Source organism: Rhodoferax sp. BLA1, assembly GCF_013416775.1.
Taxonomy (GTDB): domain Bacteria; phylum Pseudomonadota; class Gammaproteobacteria; order Burkholderiales; family Burkholderiaceae_C; genus Rhodoferax.
Genome location: NZ_SZVI01000008.1, coordinates 109543 through 129783 on the forward strand (window position 1 = coordinate 109543; position 20241 = coordinate 129783).

General features: G+C 59.8%; 17 protein-coding genes. 10 read left to right on the top strand and 7 right to left on the bottom strand.

Annotation, left to right across the window (positions count from 1 at the left end; all coding sequences use genetic code 11):
• Nucleotides 1–10 precede the first annotated feature (10 nt).
• The gene (locus FDG13_RS08360; protein ID WP_180126651.1) at nt 11–796 is read left to right on the top strand and encodes a peptidyl-prolyl cis-trans isomerase; all 786 of its coding nucleotides are present in this window, start codon (nt 11–13) and stop codon (nt 794–796) included.
• A 58-nt stretch (nt 797–854) separates the two neighbouring features.
• On the opposite strand, the gene FDG13_RS08365 is transcribed toward FDG13_RS08360, so the two are convergent.
• Complete coding sequence (locus FDG13_RS08365; RefSeq protein WP_180126654.1) at nt 855–1781, bottom strand: LysR substrate-binding domain-containing protein; 927 nt, start codon at nt 1779–1781, stop codon at nt 855–857.
• A gap of 106 nt (nt 1782–1887) precedes the next feature.
• On the opposite strand from FDG13_RS08365, the gene FDG13_RS08370 reads away from it, so the two are divergent.
• From FDG13_RS08370 to FDG13_RS08380, 3 genes are all read left to right on the top strand, one after another.
• The gene (locus tag FDG13_RS08370) at nt 1888–2172 is read left to right on the top strand and encodes a hypothetical protein (protein ID WP_180126656.1); all 285 of its coding nucleotides are present in this window, start codon (nt 1888–1890) and stop codon (nt 2170–2172) included.
• An 86-nt stretch (nt 2173–2258) separates the two neighbouring features.
• On the top strand, nt 2259–4298 hold the full coding sequence (locus FDG13_RS08375) for a U32 family peptidase (protein ID WP_180126658.1): 2040 nt from the start codon (nt 2259–2261) through the stop codon (nt 4296–4298).
• A 77-nt stretch (nt 4299–4375) separates the two neighbouring features.
• A complete protein-coding gene (locus tag FDG13_RS08380) occupies nt 4376–5329 on the top strand; it encodes a DMT family transporter (protein WP_180126660.1) in 954 nt (317 codons plus the stop codon).
• 7 nt (nt 5330–5336) lie between these two features.
• Here FDG13_RS08380 and rraA read toward each other — a convergent pair whose 3' ends face one another.
• Nucleotides 5337–5858 (bottom strand): ribonuclease E activity regulator RraA, encoded by a 522-nt coding sequence (rraA, locus tag FDG13_RS08385; RefSeq protein ID WP_180126662.1) that lies wholly within the window; start codon nt 5856–5858, stop codon nt 5337–5339.
• Nucleotides 5859–6100: 242 nt separating this feature from the next.
• Between rraA and FDG13_RS08390 the strand changes: the two genes are divergently transcribed.
• The 6 genes from FDG13_RS08390 to FDG13_RS08415 all read left to right on the top strand — a co-directional run bounded on the left by FDG13_RS08390 (nt 6101) and on the right by FDG13_RS08415 (nt 12324).
• Nucleotides 6101–6625, top strand: coding sequence for an SWIB/MDM2 domain-containing protein (locus FDG13_RS08390; protein WP_180126664.1), 525 nt, complete (start codon nt 6101–6103; stop codon nt 6623–6625).
• 103 nt (nt 6626–6728) lie between these two features.
• Complete coding sequence (locus FDG13_RS08395) at nt 6729–7733, top strand: ABC transporter permease subunit (protein ID WP_078363688.1); 1005 nt, start codon at nt 6729–6731, stop codon at nt 7731–7733.
• 13 nt (nt 7734–7746) lie between these two features.
• Nucleotides 7747–8640, top strand: a complete 894-nt coding sequence (locus FDG13_RS08400) for an ABC transporter permease subunit (protein ID WP_255435164.1) — start codon at nt 7747–7749, stop codon at nt 8638–8640.
• Nucleotides 8641–8651: 11 nt separating this feature from the next.
• Complete coding sequence (locus FDG13_RS08405; protein WP_180126668.1) at nt 8652–9641, top strand: ABC transporter ATP-binding protein; 990 nt, start codon at nt 8652–8654, stop codon at nt 9639–9641.
• Nucleotides 9638–10663 carry a peptide ABC transporter ATP-binding protein gene (locus FDG13_RS08410; RefSeq protein WP_180126671.1) on the top strand — a complete coding sequence of 342 codons (1026 nt, stop codon included), beginning with the start codon at nt 9638–9640 and terminating at the stop codon, nt 10661–10663. Before FDG13_RS08405 ends, FDG13_RS08410 begins: the two co-directional genes overlap by 4 nt.
• A 29-nt stretch (nt 10664–10692) precedes the next feature.
• Nucleotides 10693–12324, top strand: coding sequence for an ABC transporter substrate-binding protein (locus FDG13_RS08415; protein WP_180126673.1), 1632 nt, complete (start codon nt 10693–10695; stop codon nt 12322–12324).
• 74 nt (nt 12325–12398) lie between these two features.
• Here FDG13_RS08415 and FDG13_RS08420 read toward each other — a convergent pair whose 3' ends face one another.
• The 5 genes from FDG13_RS08420 to FDG13_RS08440 form a co-directional block, all read right to left on the bottom strand.
• The gene (locus tag FDG13_RS08420; RefSeq protein WP_180126675.1) at nt 12399–15095 is read right to left on the bottom strand and encodes an EAL domain-containing protein; all 2697 of its coding nucleotides are present in this window, start codon (nt 15093–15095) and stop codon (nt 12399–12401) included.
• A gap of 35 nt (nt 15096–15130) precedes the next feature.
• Nucleotides 15131–16768: a methyl-accepting chemotaxis protein gene (locus FDG13_RS08425; RefSeq protein ID WP_180126677.1), complete on the bottom strand. Its 1638-nt coding sequence runs from the start codon at nt 16766–16768 to the stop codon at nt 15131–15133.
• Complete coding sequence (locus FDG13_RS08430) at nt 16765–17178, bottom strand: response regulator transcription factor (protein ID WP_180126679.1); 414 nt, start codon at nt 17176–17178, stop codon at nt 16765–16767. Before FDG13_RS08430 ends, FDG13_RS08425 begins: the two co-directional genes overlap by 4 nt.
• A gap of 253 nt (nt 17179–17431) precedes the next feature.
• Nucleotides 17432–18064: a response regulator transcription factor gene (locus FDG13_RS08435; protein ID WP_180126681.1), complete on the bottom strand. Its 633-nt coding sequence runs from the start codon at nt 18062–18064 to the stop codon at nt 17432–17434.
• A complete protein-coding gene (locus FDG13_RS08440; protein WP_180126683.1) occupies nt 18061–20049 on the bottom strand; it encodes a PAS domain S-box protein in 1989 nt (662 codons plus the stop codon). Before FDG13_RS08440 ends, FDG13_RS08435 begins: the two co-directional genes overlap by 4 nt.
• Nucleotides 20050–20241 lie beyond the last annotated feature (192 nt).

Consider the following 20241-nt stretch of genomic DNA (forward strand, 5'->3'; position numbering starts at 1 on the left):
GGAAATTTCCATGAAAAACAAACTCGTCGCAAGTTTTGCACTGGCTGCCCTGGTGGCCGGTCTGTCTCCCTTGGCGAACGCCCAGAACCTGGCGATCGTGAATGGCAAAGCCGTGCCGCTGGCCCGTGTCCAGGCCCTGAGCCAGCAAATCGCCCGCTCCGGCCGTGAAGTCACGCCGGACATCGAAAAACAGATCAAGGACGAAGTCATCGCCCGCGAAATCTTCATCCAGGAAGCCCAGAAACAAGGCCTGGACGCCACCGAAGACTACAAGGTGCAGATGGACTTGGCACGCCAGACCATCCTGATCCGTGACCTGTTCACCAACTTCCAGAAAACCAACGCCGTCACCGACGAAGAAATCAAGGCTGAATACGACAAGTTTGCAGCGGCCAACAGCGGCAAGGAATACCGTGCCCGCCACATCCTGGTTGAGAAAGAGTCCGAAGCCAAGGCCATCATCGCCCAGCTCAAAAAAGGCGGCAAGTTTGAAGACATCGCCAAAAAAGCCAGCAAAGACCCGGGCTCCGGCGTCAACGGTGGTGACCTGGACTGGGCACCCGCTGGCAACTATGTGACCGAATTTGCCGAAGCACTGACCAAACTGGCCAAGGGCAAGACCACCGACACCCCGGTCAAGTCACAGTTTGGTTACCACATCATCCGCCTGGACGATGTGCGTGAAGCCCAGTTGCCCAAGTTTGAGGAAGTCAAACCGCAGATCGCCCAGCAACTGCAACAGCAAAAACTGGCCAACTACCAGAACGAGTTGCGCACCAAAGCACGCATCGAATAAGGCAACAGCCTTTGATGCCAAAAACGCGGCCCGAGTGGCCGCGTTTTTTTGGGGGAGCCTAAGACAGCGGGTCGCTGTGCGCGGCCATGTCGCCCAGCCCTTGCAGCGACAAGGCCAGCTCCTCTTGCAACCAGGCGCGAAAGGCCAACAAAGGTGGCCAGTTGTCCAGTTCAGGCGGAAAAACACACCAGAAGGCAAAGGCCGTGGCATCTGGTAACGCCCAGGGCGACAGCCGCACCAGTTGCCCCTGACGCAAGGCGTCGGCGGCCAGCACCTCCCGCGCCAGGCCAATGCCCATGTCTTGCTCCACCGCCTGCAGCATCAAGCCGGCATCGTTGAAGGTGGCCACCGGGTTGACCGCCACCCGGTAGCCGCCCAAGGCAAACCAACGCTCCCACCAGCTGGCCCGCCCCAGCAGCGGCTCCTCGGCCAGTGCATGGATGCTGCGCCCTTGCAGGCGAAGGGCTGCGGCAGGAGACCCCAGCGCAATCAGGGGTGAATCGATCAGCTGTACCGCCTGCAGACCACGCCACGGTCCCGCCCCCTGGCGCAGCGCCACGTGGTAGCCCTCACGCACCAGATCCACCATTTGTTGCGTGGCATGGATCTCCAGGTTGATCTCCGGGTGACGGGCCCGCCAGCGCGGCATACGTGGCATCAGCCAGCGCTGTGCAAAGGAAGGCAGCAAACTCAGGCGGATGCGCTGCGCCTCCCCTTTTGCGGTGGCCACGGCGGCACGCAAACCTTCATCCAGGCGATCCAGCGCAGGCTCCACATGACGCAGCAAAGCGGCGCCTGCGGCATTGAGCACAATGCGCCGCCCACGCCGGTCAAACAGCTCAAAACCCAGCTGTTCTTCGAGCAACTTGATCTGCTGGCTGACCGCGCTGTGGGTCAGATGCAACTCCTGCGCGGCCGCACGCAGGTTGCCCAGGCGCGCCACCACACGAAAGGTCGGCAGGATGTTCAGCGGTAATCTTGACATGTCTTGGTAAGCATAAGTGAACAATCAATCCATAAATCATCGATATACAGCGCCTAATCAGGCAGGTAAGCTTACCAGAACCTTCAACCAAACCCTGGAGATTCTCATGAACACCCTCGCCCAGCCCTGTGCCTGCCGCGCCTTGCCACAAGACAGCACACCCAGCCTCATCCCACGCTGGATGGGTGCTGTGCGCCGCTTCTGGGCGTCCTGGAAGGCAGCGCGGCGCGCCCGACTGGAACTGAGCCATTTGACGGCACTGGACGGCCTGAATGCTGAAACCCTCAAGGACATCGGTGCGCCGGAATGGCTGCAGGCGCAGGTGTATACGTCTCAGCAGCGCGCCCACCAAGGCGGCTTGTTGGAGCGGGACTCGCTGCACTGGCGCTAGGCTGCGGCAGCACCGTCCAGCGCAAGCCCCGGGGCCATCACCCGCTGAAGCTGCAGAGCCCGGCCTACGCAGGGATAATTCGGGCCATGTCCTTGCTCCCCCACCAACTTGAACTCTTAGCCCCGGCGCGCGACGCCGCCATTGGCATCGAAGCCGTCAACCACGGGGCCGATGCCGTCTACATCGGTGGCCCGGGCTTTGGGGCACGCTCCAGCGCCGACAACTCGGTGGCCGACATCGCCCGTCTGGTGGCCCATGCGCACCACTTCAACAGCCGCATTTTTGTCACCCTCAACACCATCCTGCGTGACGATGAGTTGGAGCCTGCGCGAAAACTGAACTGGCAGCTCTACGACGCGGGGGTGGATGCGCTGATCATCCAGGACATGGGCCTGCTGGAGCTGGACCTGCCACCGATCCAGTTGCACGCCAGCACCCAGACCGACATCCGCACGCCTGAGAAAGCACGTTTTTTGCAAGACGCAGGCCTGTCGCAAATTGTGCTGGCGCGTGAGCTGACGCTCGAACAAATCGCCGCCATCCGCGCCGCCACCGACCCCAGCCGATGCGCCATCGAATTTTTTGTGCACGGCGCACTTTGTGTCGCCTACAGCGGACAGTGTTACATCAGTGCTGCCCACACCGGGCGCAGCGCCAACCGCGGTGAATGCAGCCAGGCCTGCCGCCTGCCTTACCAGGTAATTGACGACAAGGGCCGCTTTGTGGCCCATGACAAACACGTCCTCTCGATGAAAGACAACAACCAGAGCGACAACATCAACGCGCTGGTGGACGCCGGTGTGCGCAGCTTCAAGATCGAAGGCCGCTACAAGGACATGGCCTATGTCAAAAACATCACCGCGCACTACCGCACCCTGCTCGATGAGGTGATCGAAGAGCGTCAACATTCGGAGCAGCCGTTGGCCCGCGCCAGCAGCGGCAAGACCACCTTCAGTTTCACCCCCGATCCGAACCAGAACTTCAACCGCGAGTTCACCGACTACTTTGTTAATGGCCGCCAGGATGACATCGGTGCCTTTGATTCACCCAAAAATCCAGGCCAGCCGATTGGCCACGTGTTGTTAACCGGCCCCAACTGGGTTGAGCTCGAACTCAGCAGCCGCTACACCGAGTTGCACAACGGCGACGGCCTGTGTTACTACGACCTGCAAAAAGAGTTGGTGGGCTTGGCCATCAACCGCGCGGAACTCATCAGCGCCAAGAAAGCGCGCTGGCGGGTGTTTCCCAAAGACGCGCTGGACACACTCAAAGACCTGCGCGCTGGGCTGGAAGTCAACCGCAACCGCGATGTGCACTGGCTGCGCCAGCTCGACAAAAAATCGAGCGACCGGCGCATCGGCCTCTGGATCAACCTGCAGGTACAAGCTGAAGCCGTGCAGCTGACCCTGACCGACGAAGATGGCCACAGCGCTACGGTGCAGCAGCCCTTTCCCGCAGCGCAGCGGCAAGCGGCGCTGGATTCGGACGCCACACTGGAACAAGTCCGGAGCCAGCTGGGCCGCCTGGGAACTACCAACTTCATAGCTATCAGCACAGACGTGACCTGGGCTAGAGGCCGATTTGAGGCCATTGTGTTGCCCAGCTCCCTGCTCAACAGCCTGCGCCGCGACGCAGTGGCGCAGTTGGAAGCAGCCCGCGCCGCCGCCTTCACCCGCCTGCCACGTGCCCTGCCCATCGAGCCACCCGCGCCCTACCCCGAAGACAGCTTGAGTTACCTGGCCAATGTGTTCAACCGGGCGGCCCGCGCCTTTTATGCCAAACACGGTGTCAAGGTGATCGCCCCAGCCTATGAAGCGGTGCAGGAGACGGGCGAAGTCAGCCTGATGATCACCAAACACTGTGTGCGCTTTTCCTTGAGCCTGTGCCCCAAACAGGCCAAGGGCGTGACCGGTGTGCAGGGTTTTGTGAAGGCCGAGCCGCTGCAACTGGTCAACGGCAAGGAGAAACTCACCCTGCGTTTTGACTGCAAACCCTGCGAAATGCACGTCATGGGCAAGATGAAACCCACCGTGGCCAAGCAGTCGCGCCAGGAACTGGCCGCAGCCATCCAGGGTGTGCCGATCAGCTTCCACAAAGTCCGGCCCAAGCAGGAGTTTGGCCACTGACATCGCCTGACCAGCGCCCCGGATGGACCCACTATTTCGGGCATCATCCAGGGCTTTGATGTGAACGAGTTGCACCCATGACTTTGAAAGTTGTTGCTGCGCCGCCTCTGTGGTTGGCCTGTGTGTTCCTGGCCCTGAGCATGTCGCTGGTGGGCAGTTATGTGGCGCTGAGCAAACCGCTGGCGGCGGCGCTACCGGTGTTTTTGCTGGCCTGGTTGCGTTTTGGCATTGGTGCGCTGGCCATGCCGCACTGGCTGCGTAAACCGGCCTCAGAAGCGCCGATGAGTCGCACGACAAAGAAGCTGATTTTTCTCGAATCCTTCCTGGGCAATTTTTTGTTCACGATCTGTATGCTATTTGGCGTGAGCCTGACCACTGCCGTCTCAGCGGGCGTCATTTTGGCAGCGATCCCAGCCGTGGTGGCACTGCTGAGCTGGGTCTTCCTGCGTGAGCGCATCAGCCGCCGTGTGGCGCTGGCGATTGTGCTGGCGGCGCTGGGCATCGGCTTGTTCTCACTCTCGAAATCAGAGCTATCTGCCCATGCAATACAAGGACCAGATGCCAATTTGGCTCATAAAACATCGTGGCTGGGCAATCTGCTGGTGATGGGCGCTGTGGTATGTGAGGCCGCGTATGCGGTGATTGGCAAAAAACTCACCGGCACCGTGTCACCCAAACGCATCACCGCGCTGATCAACCTGTGGGGGTTTGCACTGATGACCCCGATGGGCCTGTACGCGGCCTGGGCCTTTGATTTCTCGGGTGTGGCGATACCGATCTGGCTGCTGCTGGTGTTTTACGCACTGGCCGCCAGCGTCTGGACGGTGTGGTTGTGGATGACCGGCTTAAAAACCGTGCCCGCGTCGCAGGCCGGGGTGTTCACCGTGATGCTGCCGATCTCGGCCGCTGCCGTGGGTGTGCTGGTGCTGGGTGAATCACTCAGTGGCTGGCAGCTGCTGGCGTTTGGCCTGTGCCTCTCTGGTGTGGTGCTGGCCACGCTGCCGGGACGCACGACGCCGGTCAGCGCCTGAGCCCGGCTCAGCCCAAGGGCGTGGCGCTCACCACCATGCCGTCGGCATCGGCGTACAGCCAGTCCCCCGGGCGCACCCAGACACCCTGAATCTGCACCGGCACCTCACTCAAGCCCTGGTTGTGTTTGTCGGTGGGCATGGGCACACAGGCCAGCGCGCGGATACCCAGGTCCAGCTGCGCCAGCTCGGCCACATCGCGCACACAGCCATTGATCACCACCCCGGCCCAGCCATGGCGTGCAGCCGCTGCCCCCAGATTGCCACCCAGCAGCGCACGGCGCAGAGAGCCTGCACCGTCCACCACCAGCACCTTGCCCACCCGCCCCTCGGGCGTGTCGATCCAGCCGGGGCTCTCCACCGCGGCCTTCACGAGCGAGTTGTCTTCAAAACATTTGACCGTGCTCACCGGCCCAGCAAAAGCCAGGCGCGCACCAAAGTCGCGAAACACCGGAGGCAACACCGCAAACACCTCGGGAGACGCCTGTTTGTGTGCATCACACAGGTCACAAGTCAGTGGCATTGAAGACATCGAGATCCCCCTCAAAAATGAAAAATTGTAGAGAAGCGCGCACGCTGGCAAGGTCGGCAAACGGGCCACTTGCCACCGTACGGCACCACTGTGGGGCCTCACGCTACAAAAAACGTGAGCAACAGGCCATATTTCTCGCTTTTCCCCTTGGAAAAGGGGTTTTTCTCCAGTAGCATCCGGCTCAACCAGCAGATGAGCTTTTCTTGCTGGTGATTGATTAACTTCCAATAGGACAAAACACCATGGCAACTGCAACCAAAGCGCCAGCAAAAAAAGCTGCTCCAGCCCCCAAAGCCGCACCCGCAAAAAAAGCGGCAGCCACCAAGGCTGTGCCAGCGGCACCGGTCAAAAAAGCGGCCCCTGCCAAAGCGGCAGCACCCGCCAAAGCCGTGAAGGCTGCACCAGCCAAAGCTGCCGCCAAGGCCGCCCCTGCCAAAGCAGCTCCCGCCAAGAAGGCCGCACCCGCTAAAAAAGCCGCTGCCCCCAAAACAGCTGCCAAGAAGGCTCCCGCCAAAAAGCGCACCGTCAACGCCGCGTTCATGAAGGCCCTGACCCCCAGCTCTGCTTTGGCAGCTGTGGTGGGTGGCAAACCGCTGCCACGCACCGAAGTGGTCAAACAGCTGTGGGTTTACATCAAGAAGCAAAAATTGCAGGACGCGGTCAACAAGCGCCTGATCAATGCCGATGCCAAACTCAAAGAAGTTTTTGGCAAGGCCCAGGTCACGATGTTTGAAATGGCCGGGTTGATCGGTAAACACCTGAAATAAATCTGAAATAATCAACCCCCTTGGCAGCATGAAAAAGCCGACATCACGTCGGCTTTTTCTTCGTGTCAAGACGTTGGGTTCATCATAAAAATCAAAGTCTGCGATGTTTCGTTTCCTGCTAACCCGCTTCAGTCTGATCATCCCGACCTTCATCGGCATGACGCTGGTAGCGTTCTTCCTGATCCGGATGGTGCCCGGTGACCCCATTGAAACCCTGGCCGGGGAACGAGGTATTGACGCAGCCCGTCACGCCGAGTTGCTCAAGGCCTATGGTCTGGACCGACCGGTGATGGTGCAGTACGGCATCTACATCGGCCGTGTGCTGCAAGGTGATCTGGGCAACTCCATCATCACCCACAGCCCGGTACTCGACGAATTTTTGGCCCTGTTCCCGGCCACGGTGGAACTGGCGGTGTGCGCCATGTTGTTTGCCCTCATCGTGGGCATTCCGGCAGGTATTTTGGCCGCTGTCAAACGCAACACTTTTCTCGACCACGGCGTGATGGGGGTGTCCCTGACCGGTTATTCGATGCCGATTTTCTGGTGGGGTTTGTTGCTGATTTTGCTGTTCTCGGTGCAACTGGACCTGACCCCAGTGTCGGGGCGCATCTCGGTGCAGTATTTCATTGAGCCGGTGACCGGCTTCCTGCTGATCGACACCTGGTTGGCTGGCGACAAGGACGCTTTCTGGTCGGCTGTCACCCACCTGATTTTGCCGATGGTTGTGCTGGGCACCAACCCGCTGGCAGTGATTGCGCGCATGACCCGCTCGGCCATGCTCGAGGTGCTGGGTGAGGACTACATCCGTACCGCACGTGCCAAGGGCCTGTCCAACCTTCGGGTGGTGGGTTTACATGCCCTGCGCAATGCGCTGATCCCGGTGATCACTGTGATTGGGCTGCAGATCGGTGTGTTGTTCACCGGCGCGATCCTGACCGAAACCATTTTTTCCTGGCCCGGCGTGGGCAAGTGGATGATCGAAGCCATTGGCCGACGTGACTACCCCGTGCTGCAAGGCGGCATCTTGCTGCTGGGCGGCATGGTGATGATCATCAACCTGCTGGTGGATGTGACCTACGGCATCATCAACCCACGCATTCGGCATTAACAGGCCCATGACCATGACGACGCTTGCCGAACCTATCTCTCATACCCCCCAGCATCCCCTGCGCGAATTCTGGGACTATTTCTCAACCAACAAAGGCGCCGTGGGTGGCCTCGTGATTGTGCTGCTGGTGCTGCTGATGGCCGCCTTTGCGCCTTGGATTGCACCGTACGCGCCCGACATCACCGACCCCAGCGTGTTTCTGGTGCCACCGGCCTGGCAAGAAGGTGGCTCAACTGCCCACCTGCTCGGTACCGATGCGATTGGCCGCGACATCCTGTCGCGTCTGATTCACGGCGCCCGCCTGTCTCTGGCCATTGGCCTGGCCGTGGTGGCACTGTCGGTGACGCTGGGCACCGTGCTGGGTCTCACTGCTGGCTATTTCCGTGGCGTGTTCGAGATCGCGGTGATGCGCCTGATGGACATCATCCTGACCCTGCCCAGCCTGCTGCTGGCGATTGTGATTGTGGCCATCCTCGGTCCAGGGCTGATGAACGCGATGCTGGCGGTGGCGATTGTGGTGCTGCCGCATTACGTGCGTATCACCCGTGCTGCGGTCATCTCCGAAATGTCACGCGACTATGTGACGGCGGCGCGCATGAACGGCGCCGGTCACCTGCGGCTGATGTTCAGCGAGGTGTTGCCCAACTGCACCGCACCACTGATCGTGCAGGCTTCGCTGGGCATCTCGACCGCCATTCTGGACGCTGCGGCCCTGGGCTTTCTGGGCCTGGGTGCACAACCGCCCTCACCCGAGTGGGGCACCATGCTGGCCGATGCGCGTGAATTTGTGTTGCGCGCCTGGTGGGTGGTGACCTTCCCCGGTCTGGCAATTTTGATCACGGTGCTGGCCTTTAACCTCTTGGGTGATGGCCTGCGCGACGCGTTTGACCCCAAACTCAAACGCTGAAAGAGTTATAGATGGCACTTCTGGAAATTCAAAACCTGTCGGTCAAGTTCCCGTCCAAGACCGCAGTCATGCACGCCGTGGACGGCGTGAGCCTGTCCCTCGAAGCAGGTGACGTGCTGGGCATTGTGGGTGAGTCCGGCTCCGGCAAAAGCGTGACCATGATGGCATTGATGGGTCTGGTGTCCTACCCGGGCCAGATCAAGGCTGACAAACTGGTCTTTGACGGCCACGACCTGCTCAAGCTGTCCGACCGTGAACGTCGCCGACTCATCGGCAAAGACATGGCGATGATTTTTCAAGACCCCACCACCAGTCTGAACCCTTGCTTTACCGTGGGTTTTCAGATGGCGGAGACCTTGACATTGCACATGGGCATGGACAAGGCAGCGGCCCGCAGGCGCTCTATCGAGTTGCTTGAGCAAGTGGGTATCCCGGCGCCCGAGAGCCGCCTGGGGGTCTACCCGCACCAGTTGTCAGGCGGCATGAGCCAACGCGTGATGATCGCCATGGCGATTGCCTGCAACCCCAAACTTTTGATAGCAGACGAGCCAACCACGGCGCTGGATGTGACCATCCAGGCACAGATTCTGGACCTGCTGCGCAACCTGCAGAAAGAGCGCAACATGGCGCTGGTGCTGATCACCCACAACATGGGTGTGGTGTCCGAGATGGCACAACGTGTGGCGGTGATGTATGCCGGCCAGATCATGGAAGAGCGCAGCGCACAAGCCATGTTTGAAACCCCGCAACACCCCTACACCGACGCCTTGCTGGCCGCCATGCCTGAGCGCAGTGATGGCATGACCCGTCTGGCCACCATCCCCGGCATGGTGCCCGGTCTGTTTGACCGGCCCAGCGGTTGTTTGTTTGCACCGCGCTGTATGTATGCCAATACCCACTGCCGCGAGCAACGCCCCGCGTTGCGTGATTGGCAAAACGGGCTGGTGCGCTGCCACACGCCACTGGCCACTGCGCCCACCGTGCAAGGAGTGGCAGCATGAGCCAGCCCACCCTTTCCCCTCAAACCACAACGTCGGCCAACGAGCCGGTGGTGGTCGCGCGTGACCTGAAACAGGTTTACAAAATCAGCCACGGCGCGTTTCGTGCGCCCGATCAGCTGCAAGCGGTCAGTGGTGTGTCGTTCACCGTCCAAGCCGGCAAAACACTGGCCGTGGTGGGTGAATCCGGCTGCGGCAAGTCAACGTTGGCTCGCATGGTGTCACTGATTGAAGCCCCAACCGCAGGTGATCTGAAGCTGGGCCAAGTCGATGTGATGGCGGCCAGTGCCAAAGAGCGCCATGCGCTGCGGCGCACGGTGCAGCTGGTGTTCCAGAACCCCTATGGCTCGCTCAACCCACGCAAGAAAATTGGTGCCATTCTGGAGGCGCCCCTGGAGATCAACACCGACCTGTCACCGGCTCACCGCGCCGAGCAGGCCCGTTCCATGCTGGCCCTGGTGGGCTTGCGCCCCGAGCACTATGACCGTTACCCGCACATGTTCTCGGGCGGCCAGCGCCAGCGTATCGCCATCGCTCGCGCACTGATGCTCAAACCCGCACTGATTGTGGCGGACGAGCCGGTCTCGGCGCTGGACGTGTCAATCCAGGCCCAGGTGCTGAACCTGTTGGCCGACTTGCAGCGTGAACTCGGCCTGGCTTACCTGTTCATCTCGCACGATCTCGGGGTGGTGCGCCACATTGCCGACGATCTGCTGGTGATGTACCTCGGCCACGCCATGGAACAAGGTGACAAGGCCACCATTTTTGCGCAACCCTTGCACCCCTACACCCAGGCTCTGCTGGCCTCCACACCCGGCATGGTGGGCTCTGGGGTGTCCAAGCAGCGCATTGTGCTCAAAGGGGAGTTGCCCTCACCACTCAATCCCCCTACCGGTTGCGTTTTCTCAACCCGATGCCCTCACGTCACTGCACAATGCCAAACGGAACGTCCGGTTCTGAGAGAGCTGGCTGGCAGGAAAGTTGCTTGTCATCTGGCTGAACAATTCATCAAACCCGCTGCTTAGGCAGCATTCACCTGTCAGGAGTCCACAAGATGACGATTTCCATAACGACGACATTGACCAAATTCCCGCTGAAGCGAACCGCACTGTGTGCGTTGGCGCTGCCAGCCTTGCTGGCACTGTCGCCGGTCTCGGCCAAAACCCTGGTGTACTGCTCGGAAGGCAGCCCAGAAAACTTTGCCCCCAGCATCAACACCACCGGCACCTCGTTTGACGTCAGTGAACAAATCTACGACAACATCGTCGATTTCGAGCGTGGCGGCACCAAGGTGGTACCTGGTCTGGCTGAGAAATGGGACGTGTCCAAAGACGGCCTGGAATACACCTTCCACCTGCGCAAGGGTGTGAAATGGCAATCCAATAAAAACTTCAAACCCACCCGCGACTTCAACGCCGACGACGTGTTGTTCATGTTCGAGCGCCAGTGGAAAGAAAACGACCCTTACTTCAAGGTCACCAGCGCCAACCACGCTTATTTTGGCGACATGGGCATGCCCAAGCTGTTGAAATCGGTGGACAAGGTGGACGACTACACCGTCAAGATCACCCTGAATGCGCCTGAAGCACCCTTCCTGTCCAACCTGGCGATGCAGTTCGCAGGTGTTCAGTCCAAGGAATACGCGATTGCCATGCTCAAGGCCGGCACCCCCGAAAAGATTGACCAGGAACCGGTCGGTACCGGCCCCTTCATGCTGGTGCAATACCAGAAAGACGCCATCATCCGTTACAAAGCCTTCCCGCAATACTGGGCTGGCAAGGCCAAGATCGATGACCTGATCTTCTCCATCACACCCGATGCGTCGGTGCGTTGGGCCAAGCTGCAAAAGGGTGAGTGCCATGTCATGCCCTACCCCAATCCGGCTGACCTGCCCGCCATCCGCAAAGACCCCAACGTGGTCGTGATGGAGCAACCTGGCCTGAACGTCGGTTACCTGGCCTACAACACCACCAAAAAGCCGTTTGACGATGTGCGCGTGCGCAAAGCCGTGAACATGGCCATCGACAAGAAGGCGATTGTGGATGCGGTGTATCTGGGCACAGGTGTCCCCGCCACCAACCCGATTCCACCCACCCAGTGGTCTTACAACAAGTCGGTCAAGGACGACGCCTACAACCCGACCGAAGCCAAGAAGCTGCTGGCCGCTGCTGGCCTGCCCAACGGCTTCACCACCGACCTGTGGGCCATGCCTGTGCAACGCCCCTACAACCCGAACGCCAAGCGTATTGCCGAGCTGATGCAAGCCGACCTGGCCAAGGTGGGCATCAAGGCTGAAATCAAGAGCTTTGAATGGGGTGAGTACCGCAAGCGCATGCAGTCGGGTGAACACCAGATGGGTATGTTGGGCTGGACCGGTGACAACGGTGACCCGGACAACTTCCTGAACACCTTGCTGGGCTGTGCTGCGTCCAAGAACAATGGCTCCAACGTCGCCAAGTTCTGCTACCAGCCGTTTGAAGACCTGGTGCAAAAAGCCAAGGTGGTGTCCAACCCGGCTGAACGCACCAAGCTGTACGAAAAAGCCCAGGTGATCTTCAAGGAACAAGCCCCCTGGTTCACCATCGCCCACGCGGTGCAGATCAAACCGGTGCGCAAGGAAGTCATCGGCTTCAAACTGAGCCCGTTTGGCCGCCACTCCTTCTACGGTGTGGACATGGCCAAGTAAGTCGTTTCCGACTCACTCAAAAAAGCCAGCTTCGCGCTGGCTTTTTTTCGCCTGATCGGGCTCGCGCCAGAGCTTTAGGGTCTCAATACCAAGGCTTCAAAGTCCTCAACCAACAGCGGCCGACTGAAGAAGTAGCCCTGATAAGCATGGCAGCCTGCGCTGGCAAGAAACGCGCGCTGTGCGTCGGTTTCAACCCCCTCGGCGATCACACTCAAGCCCAAACCCTGCGCCAGGGTAATGATGGTTTTGGCAATACCTGCGCTGTTTGTGTTGGTCAACACCTCGCTGACAAAAGAGCGGTCAATCTTCAACTGATCCAGCGGCAAACGGCCCAGGTAGGATAAAGACGAGTAGCCGGTGCCAAAATCGTCCATGGAAAAGCCAATGCCCTGGCTTTTCAACACAGCCATCTTCTCAATGATGTCATCGACGTTGCCCACCAGCAGACTCTCGGTGAGCTCCAGTTTCAGGTGTTGGGGGTTGATCCCGGCGCGCTCCACCACTGACATCACCTGTTGCACAAAATCAGGTTGTGCCAACTGCAGGGCGCTGACGTTGACCGCCAACACCAGATCTGCCAGGCCCGAGCAGTTCTGCCACTTGGCCAGCTGGCAACAGGTGGTCTCCAGCACCCACTGCCCGAGCTGCAAAATCACACCGGTTTCTTCCGCCAATGGGATGAAGTCAGCGGGCGACACCATGCCACGCGTCGGATGGCGCCAGCGCACCAGCACTTCTGCACCAGTCACCCGGCCAAGTGCCATGACCTGGGCCTGGTAGTGCAGCTCAAACTGCCCAGCCGACACCGCACTGCGCAAATCCTTTTCCATCGCCACGCGGTTAACCATGACGGTCTCCATCGCCGGATCAAAAAAGTGCATCCCATTGCGCCCCATGTCCTTGGCGCGGTACATGGCCAGGTCAGCCTGGCGCATCAAGTCATCGATGCTGGCGGCTTGCCCCAGAAACACCGTGGCGCCGATGCTGGCAGAACCCGTGTGTGTCACCTCACCCAATTGGTAGGGCAGGCTCAAAACTGCCAATATTTTGGCAGACACCAACTCGATGTCTTTCACCGCCTCGACCTCACTCTGGCCCAAACCCGCCAGAATCACCGCGAACTCGTCACCCCCGACGCGTGCCACCGTGTCACTGTCTCGCACACAGCCCAGCACACGCCCAGCCGCCTGCTGCAGCTGCAGGTCACCCACATCGTGGCCCAAGGTGTCATTGAGTGTTTTGAAATGGTCTAAATCAATGAACAACATGGCACCCAAAGTGCCTTGGCGGTGGCTGGCCGCGATCACCTGTTTGAGGCGGTCCAACAACAGGGTCCGGTTGGGCAGTCCGGTCAGCTGGTCATAAAAAGCCAGTTTCCTGATTTTTTCGTCCGCCGCTTGGCGTTCGGATATATCGCGTAAGGCGCTTGCAAAAAACAAGCCTTTGTTGGTCTCAATCCGGCTCAGGCTGACCTCCACATGGCATTCGCTGCCATCTTTGCGCAAGGCTTTGATGGTTTTCCTGACGGCCCTGGCTGGTGTGTGGGTGGTCGCGCCAAATCCTTCACGCAACCTCTGGTGAGCCGCACGGGAAGGCATCGGCACAAGGTCTTCAATCGGTTTGCCCAACAGCTCTGCCATCGCATACCCCAACAAGGGGGTCACTTGCTGGTTGACCATGGTGATGCGACCGTGTTCGTCACTGATTAACAATGCGTCGGGGGTCGCCTCAAAAATCGACTGCAAGCGCGCATCACTGTCGCGCAAAGCCATCTCACGTTGGTGTGCCACTTTGTTAAACACACGTTGGCGTCGCTGGTGGATGTACAAGGCCAGCAACACGGCCAGGCTCACCCCACCAAAGGCCCCTGCCAGCAAGCTGGTTTCCCGTCGCCAGTTGGCATAAATGGCAGACACATCGCGGGAAACCATCACCACCAGCGCCTTGTCCATGGCCAATGGCGATGGTTCAACCATGCGAAACGCCAGCTGTCGGATCTCGCCGCTGGCGTCCGTTGTGCCAGTGAAGGCGCTGAAAGCCCAGCCGTGGCTTTTGTGCTGGTTGAAAAAACTGCCTGGCTGCGCCCAGTTCACTTGGCCTCGGCCCAGGGTGTCTGGTGCACTGACAAAGAGCTGGCCGTCGCCGTGAATCAGCGCAATCTGGGTGTCTGGGGTAAAACGGACCGACTCCAGCAACACCGCTGAAAAAGTCGACTCCACCACGGCCACCACCACCCCGCCAAATTGGCCATCAGCTTGTTGGATGTCCCTCACCAAGGCCATCGATGGCCGGCCCAGGCTGCTGACAAAAGGCGCCGACACATGCAGGACACCTTGGCTGCGCTGCCGCAAAGCGGTCTGAAAGTAGGCACGCCGGGAGGCATCAAAGCCCACCAGACTGTCCATGCTGGCATGCGTCACCCGGCCACGGGCGTCGGTGATCAGCAGCGGCGACATGCCGGTGAGTGTCTCGGCCATCAGCTTCAAACGCTCGTTGAGCGCACGGCCCTTGAGCTGATGAGCGGTATCCGTGGCCAGATCGTTGAGCAACCCCTCCAGCGCGCGGTTGGTGGAGACCAGCTGAGAGGCCAGGTTTTTCTCGATCACACGAGCCTGGTTGGCGAGCCGTTCCTGCTCGCTCGAAGCCAGCTGCTTGTGGTCAAGGTACTTGGCGTAGCTGATGTAAGCACCCAGGCTCAGCAGCAGCCCCACACACAGCAGCCACTCTGCAATAAAAAGGGTATAAACAGTCCGACGGGCTTCTCGACGCATGGATCAACAACGCAGGGCGCGGGCTACACCTGTTGTCAGCGCGCGGCAAGCAGCACCCGGCTTGGGCTTCTTGCACTGGTTTCCCTGCGGGCGTTTGGCGGAGTCACATCCGCCAGCCCGGTGGGATCAAGCTGCAGTTTGAACACCGCCACCGTCTGCACCAGATCGTGGGCTTGCGACCTCAGGCTGCTGGCTGCTGCGGCCATCTCTTCCACCAAGGCGGCATTCTGCTGGGTCACCTGGTCCATTTGGGTGACCGCTTCACCAACCTGGCTGACACCCTGGCTTTGTTCGCGGCTGGCTGAACTGATCTCACCCATGATGTTGGTGACACGGCGGATCGAACTCACCACCTCCTGCATGGTGGTGCCCGCCTGGTCCACCAGCAGACTGCCTTGCTCAACCCGCGTCACGCTGTCACCAATCAAGGTCTTGATTTCTTTGGCGGCGGCGGCAGATCGACCGGCCAGGGCACGCACCTCGGTCGCCACCACCGCAAAACCACGGCCCTGCTCACCCGCTCGGGCCGCCTCCACCGCCGCATTGAGCGCCAGAATATTGGTCTGAAACGCAATGCCGTCAATGACACTGATGATGTCGGCAATTTTGTGAGAGGCGTCGTTGATGCCCTTCATGGTCTGCACCACCTGCGCCACCACCTCACCGCCCTGCACCGCCACCGTGCTGGCGCTCATAGCCAGTTGGTTGGCCTCGTGAGCATTGTCCGCATTCTGTTTGACGGTGGCGCTGAGTTCTTCCATGCTGGCTGCGGTTTCCTCCAGTGCACTGGCTTGTGATTCGGTGCGTGAGGACAAGTCCTGGTTGCCCTGCGCAATCTCGGCACTGGCGGTGGCCACCCCTTCTGAGCCGGATCGGACATGGCCGACGATGCCCGACAGGCTATCACGCATGCTCTTGAGTGCGTACAACAGGCTGGACTGGTCGCCGTTTTTGAGTGCAATGTCCACGGTCAGGTCGCCTGCGGCAATGCGCCGGGTGATGTCAGACGCTACATCCGGTTCACCCCCCAGCTGGCGCAGCAGTCCACGTGCAATCAGCAGGCTGGCCAGCAGCAGCAACACAGCCAGCACAGCGGCACCAGCAGATGCGGTGATGACGCGGGCCTGGATCACTGCATTCACATTGTCCACATACACCCCCGAACCAATCACCCAGCCCCAGGGCGCAAACGCCTTGACGTAGGATATTTTGTCCACCGGCGTCTGGCTACCTGGCTTGGGCCACATGTAAGGCACAAAGCCCGAGCCACTGTTTTTGGCCACTTGGTTCAAGGCCAGCATGAACAGTTTGCCGCTGGGGTCTTTGAGCCCTGAGACGTCCTGCCCATCCAGGTTGGGACTGGTCGGATGCATGACCATCTTGAGCTGGTAGTCCTGAATAAAAAAGTACTCTTTGCCGCTGTAACGCAGGGCTTTGAGGGCGGCCATGGCCCGCTGTTTGGCCTCGTCAACGGGCATGTTGCCTTGGGTGGACAAGTCCTGGTAATGCGTGATCAACCCATGCGCGGTTTCCACCGCTTGCTGCAGGCCCAGCTCACGCTCCTGCATCAACAAGTTGCGCTCCGTGTACAAAAAAACCGCGACCAATACCAGAATACCTAGCAGCGCACTCGCAATCAGCAGGCCCAGCCGTTGGGCAATCGTCAATTTCATGGTGTTTTCTCAGGGTTGGGGTTGCTCGAATCGGACCCGTTGTACAGATGGTGTAGTGCTTCCAGCACCATCCTTTCAAGCAGGGCATCCGCTTGTGTGGCTTTGTCAAAAAACCAGTCAGCACCTTGAACTTGGCACTGCTGCTGGTGGCTGTCGTCTGCATGCAAAGAAAAGACAGCAATGCGCATCTCGGGTGCCAGCTGTTTGAGGGTTTGCACAGCGGCGTCTCCCCGACCATCGGGCAGGTGCAGATCCAGAATCAGCAAAGCGGGAGGATCACAGCGGACACCGTCGAAGGCGGCCTGCAGTGTGGCCGCCTCACGAACCGAGCCCACACCGGTGATGCAGCCCAGCGCAGCCCGCAAACTGGTGCGAACCGCTGGTGCGTCATCAACAATCAAGACATCCATGGGCATGGTCCGATCGTGCACAAACCGACCCGCTTGCGCCATCGGTGGCGGCTGATTTGTGTGTCAGCAAAGGCTGCAAGCGCCTAAGGCATGCCCTAGTCCAGCCAATCCACCAGACCACCCTCAGTCACATATCTTTTTGACCTCTAGCCCTTTTAATAAAAGGGCCAATAGCTACTTTATAAGTAGCAAAACAAAGCATCACCTTCAGTCAGGCTTGCCGTGAACTGGCCTGAGCTGGCTAGGTGGGGTGTCAGCCCAGCAGTTTGTGCTCCATGGCGTAACGCATCACGTCAGCCATGTTGGACAGGTTCAGCTTCTCCAGCAAACGTGCCTTGTGGGAGCTGACGGTTTTGCCACTGATGGCCAGCTGCGCAGCGATGTCGGTCACACCAAAGCCTTGTATCAGCAGTCGAAACACCTCGGCCTCACGCTGCGACAACAAGGTGTGGGGCGCAGACGCGCTGCTGCTGGTGACCTCAAACGCAATTTTTTCGGCCAGATCGGGCGCCAGGTAGTTGCCGTGCGCAGCCACTTTGCGGACTGCCTTCAGCAAGCAGTCTGGCTCGCAGTCTTTGCTGATGTAACCACCCACACCCGCCCTGAGCATACGCACCGCCACCTGGGCCTCGTTGTGCATGCTGAACACCAGGATCGGCACCTGAGGCCAGTGCGCCTTGACCCGCGCCACCAAATCGGCGCCGCTGATGCCGGGCATGTTGATGTCGAGCAGCAACAAGTCCACCGAGTTGTGGCGCAGGCAGGTCAACACCTCGGCGCCGCAGACAGCCTCAGCCACCACCTGAATGTCCGGCGCCAGCGTCAAAAGCTGCCGCAACCCGGCACGCACAACCGCATGGTCGTCGGCAATCAGCAGCCGGATCATTTCAACTCCTTGGCCAGCACCTGCTCAAGCGGGATCACCACTGCAATCGTCGTACCCTGCTCGGGGGCGCTGTTGATGTCGATCTGACCGCCCAGCGAAATCACCCGCTCACGTATCCCCACCAGGCCCAGGGAGCCACGCCGGGCCACCGCTGCCGGGTCAAAACCCAGCCCGTTGTCGCGGATCTCCAGCAGCAGGTCCACACCACGGCGCAGCAAGCTGACCGTCACCAGGCTGGCCTGGGCATATTTGCGGATGTTGGTGAGTGACTCCTGCACGATGCGAAAAATCACCACATTGCGGTTGGCCTCCATCTCTACGGACGCATCGGGTGCTTCCAATGTGCATGCCACATCGCCATGCCGGGCAAACTCCTGGCACAACCAGGCAATCGAGGGCACCAAACCCATGTCCAGCGCCACCGGGCGCAGACTGGTCGCCACCGCGCGCACCCCCAGGATGGCCCGGTCCACCAATTTTTTCATACCCGTGAGTTCGGCCTCCAACGCTGGCACAGAACTGCTGTGGCGGATGATCGCGAGTGACAGATCCATGCGCAGCGCCGTCAACACCTGCCCCAGCTCGTCATGCACCTCACGCGCAATGTGCCTTTTTTCTTGCTCCAGCCGGGCCTCATTGGATGCAACCAATTGACGCAATTGCTGACGCGACTGGGCCAGGTTGTGGTTCATGTCCAGCCAAGCCGCCTCGGCGCGTTTGCGCTCGCTCAGGTCAAAGTAAGAACACACATAGTGGCTGACATCCCCATCCACACCCTTGACCGCCGTGATGCTCAGCCATTTCAGGACGATGGCGCCGTCCTTGTGGCGATCCCAGATTTCACCCTGCCAGCGGCCGGTGCCACACACGGTGTCCCACAACTGGTGAAAGTAGTCATCGTTGTGGCGCCCCGAACGCAAAAAACGTGGGGTCTGGCCCACCGCCTCGTCGGCCGTGTAACCGGTGCTTTTGGTGAAAGCCGGGTTGACCATTCTGATCACCGAGCGGGTATCGGTGATCAGAATGGCGTCCATCGTCTCAAACGCGGCCGCCGCAATACGCAGAACTTCTTCCACTTGGCGGCGCTGGGTGATGTCGCGGACAACAAAGCAGGTTCTCAGCAGACGGCCGGCCTCATCGTATTGGTACTTGGCACTGCTTTCACGCCACAGGTAGTGCCCCAGCCGGTGTTGAATCCGGTAGGAAAACAACTGATCACGGGCGTTTGACGCGGTGGCCCGGTCCATTTCGGTGCGCAGCGCATACTGGTCACGCGGATGAACCAGGGCAAAAACGGATGCAACAAGCGCGTTGAACTCATCAACATCGTGGTAACCCAGCTGCTGAACATAGGCTGGCGACACATACTCAATGCGGTCATCCGCACCAACAATCAAAATACCATCCAAGGTGTTGTCAGCCACCAGCCTGAACTTGTCCTCACTCGCTTCTTTGGCCAGCTGTTCCAGCTGGCGGCGGCGCGTGATGTCGCTTAACACCAAACGCAGCACTGGCGCACCCGCATCACCCGCGACCGCGATGGCTTGCACACTCACCCACAACAAGCTGCCATCCGCTTGTTGCATGCGCAACTCCGTCGTGGCCTGCACGCCCTGGCTGGCAAAAACCTGTTTGCACAACAGGTAATACGCGTCTGCATCCGAGGAGAAGATGTAGCTGGGCAGCAGCTTGCCAATCAAGGTGGCACGCGGCACACCCAAAAGCTGCGCCGTGCTCAGGTTGGCCTGCAGGATCACCGCCTGCTGGCTGACGGTGAGATACCCCACAGGTGCCAGGTCGTAAAAGTCGAAGTAGCGGGAGTTGGCGGTGTCGAGTGCCGCCTGCGTGCGGCGCAACTCGTCGTTTTGCATCTCCAGCTCGATCTGATGCAGGCGCAAGTTGGCCAGCGCTTCACCCATGGCCTGCGGCGACAAATCTGGAAAGTCACCAAAAGTTCTGGCGCCTTCGCTTTCATACACCTTCATAGGAGCCCACAACGGCAGATGAGCCGCTCCTTGTTGGGCAAGCGCCGTCTTGTTGGGTGGACGGTGGGTGCGCTACCGATAAGCGTCTGTACCAAACGCTGGCTGCCCAGGGCGGGCATAGGTTCCCAATTGACTGGTTGAAGTAACTCCACTACGGAAAGTATAGTCTTCGCAGCTTGGCGCAAGCTGTCA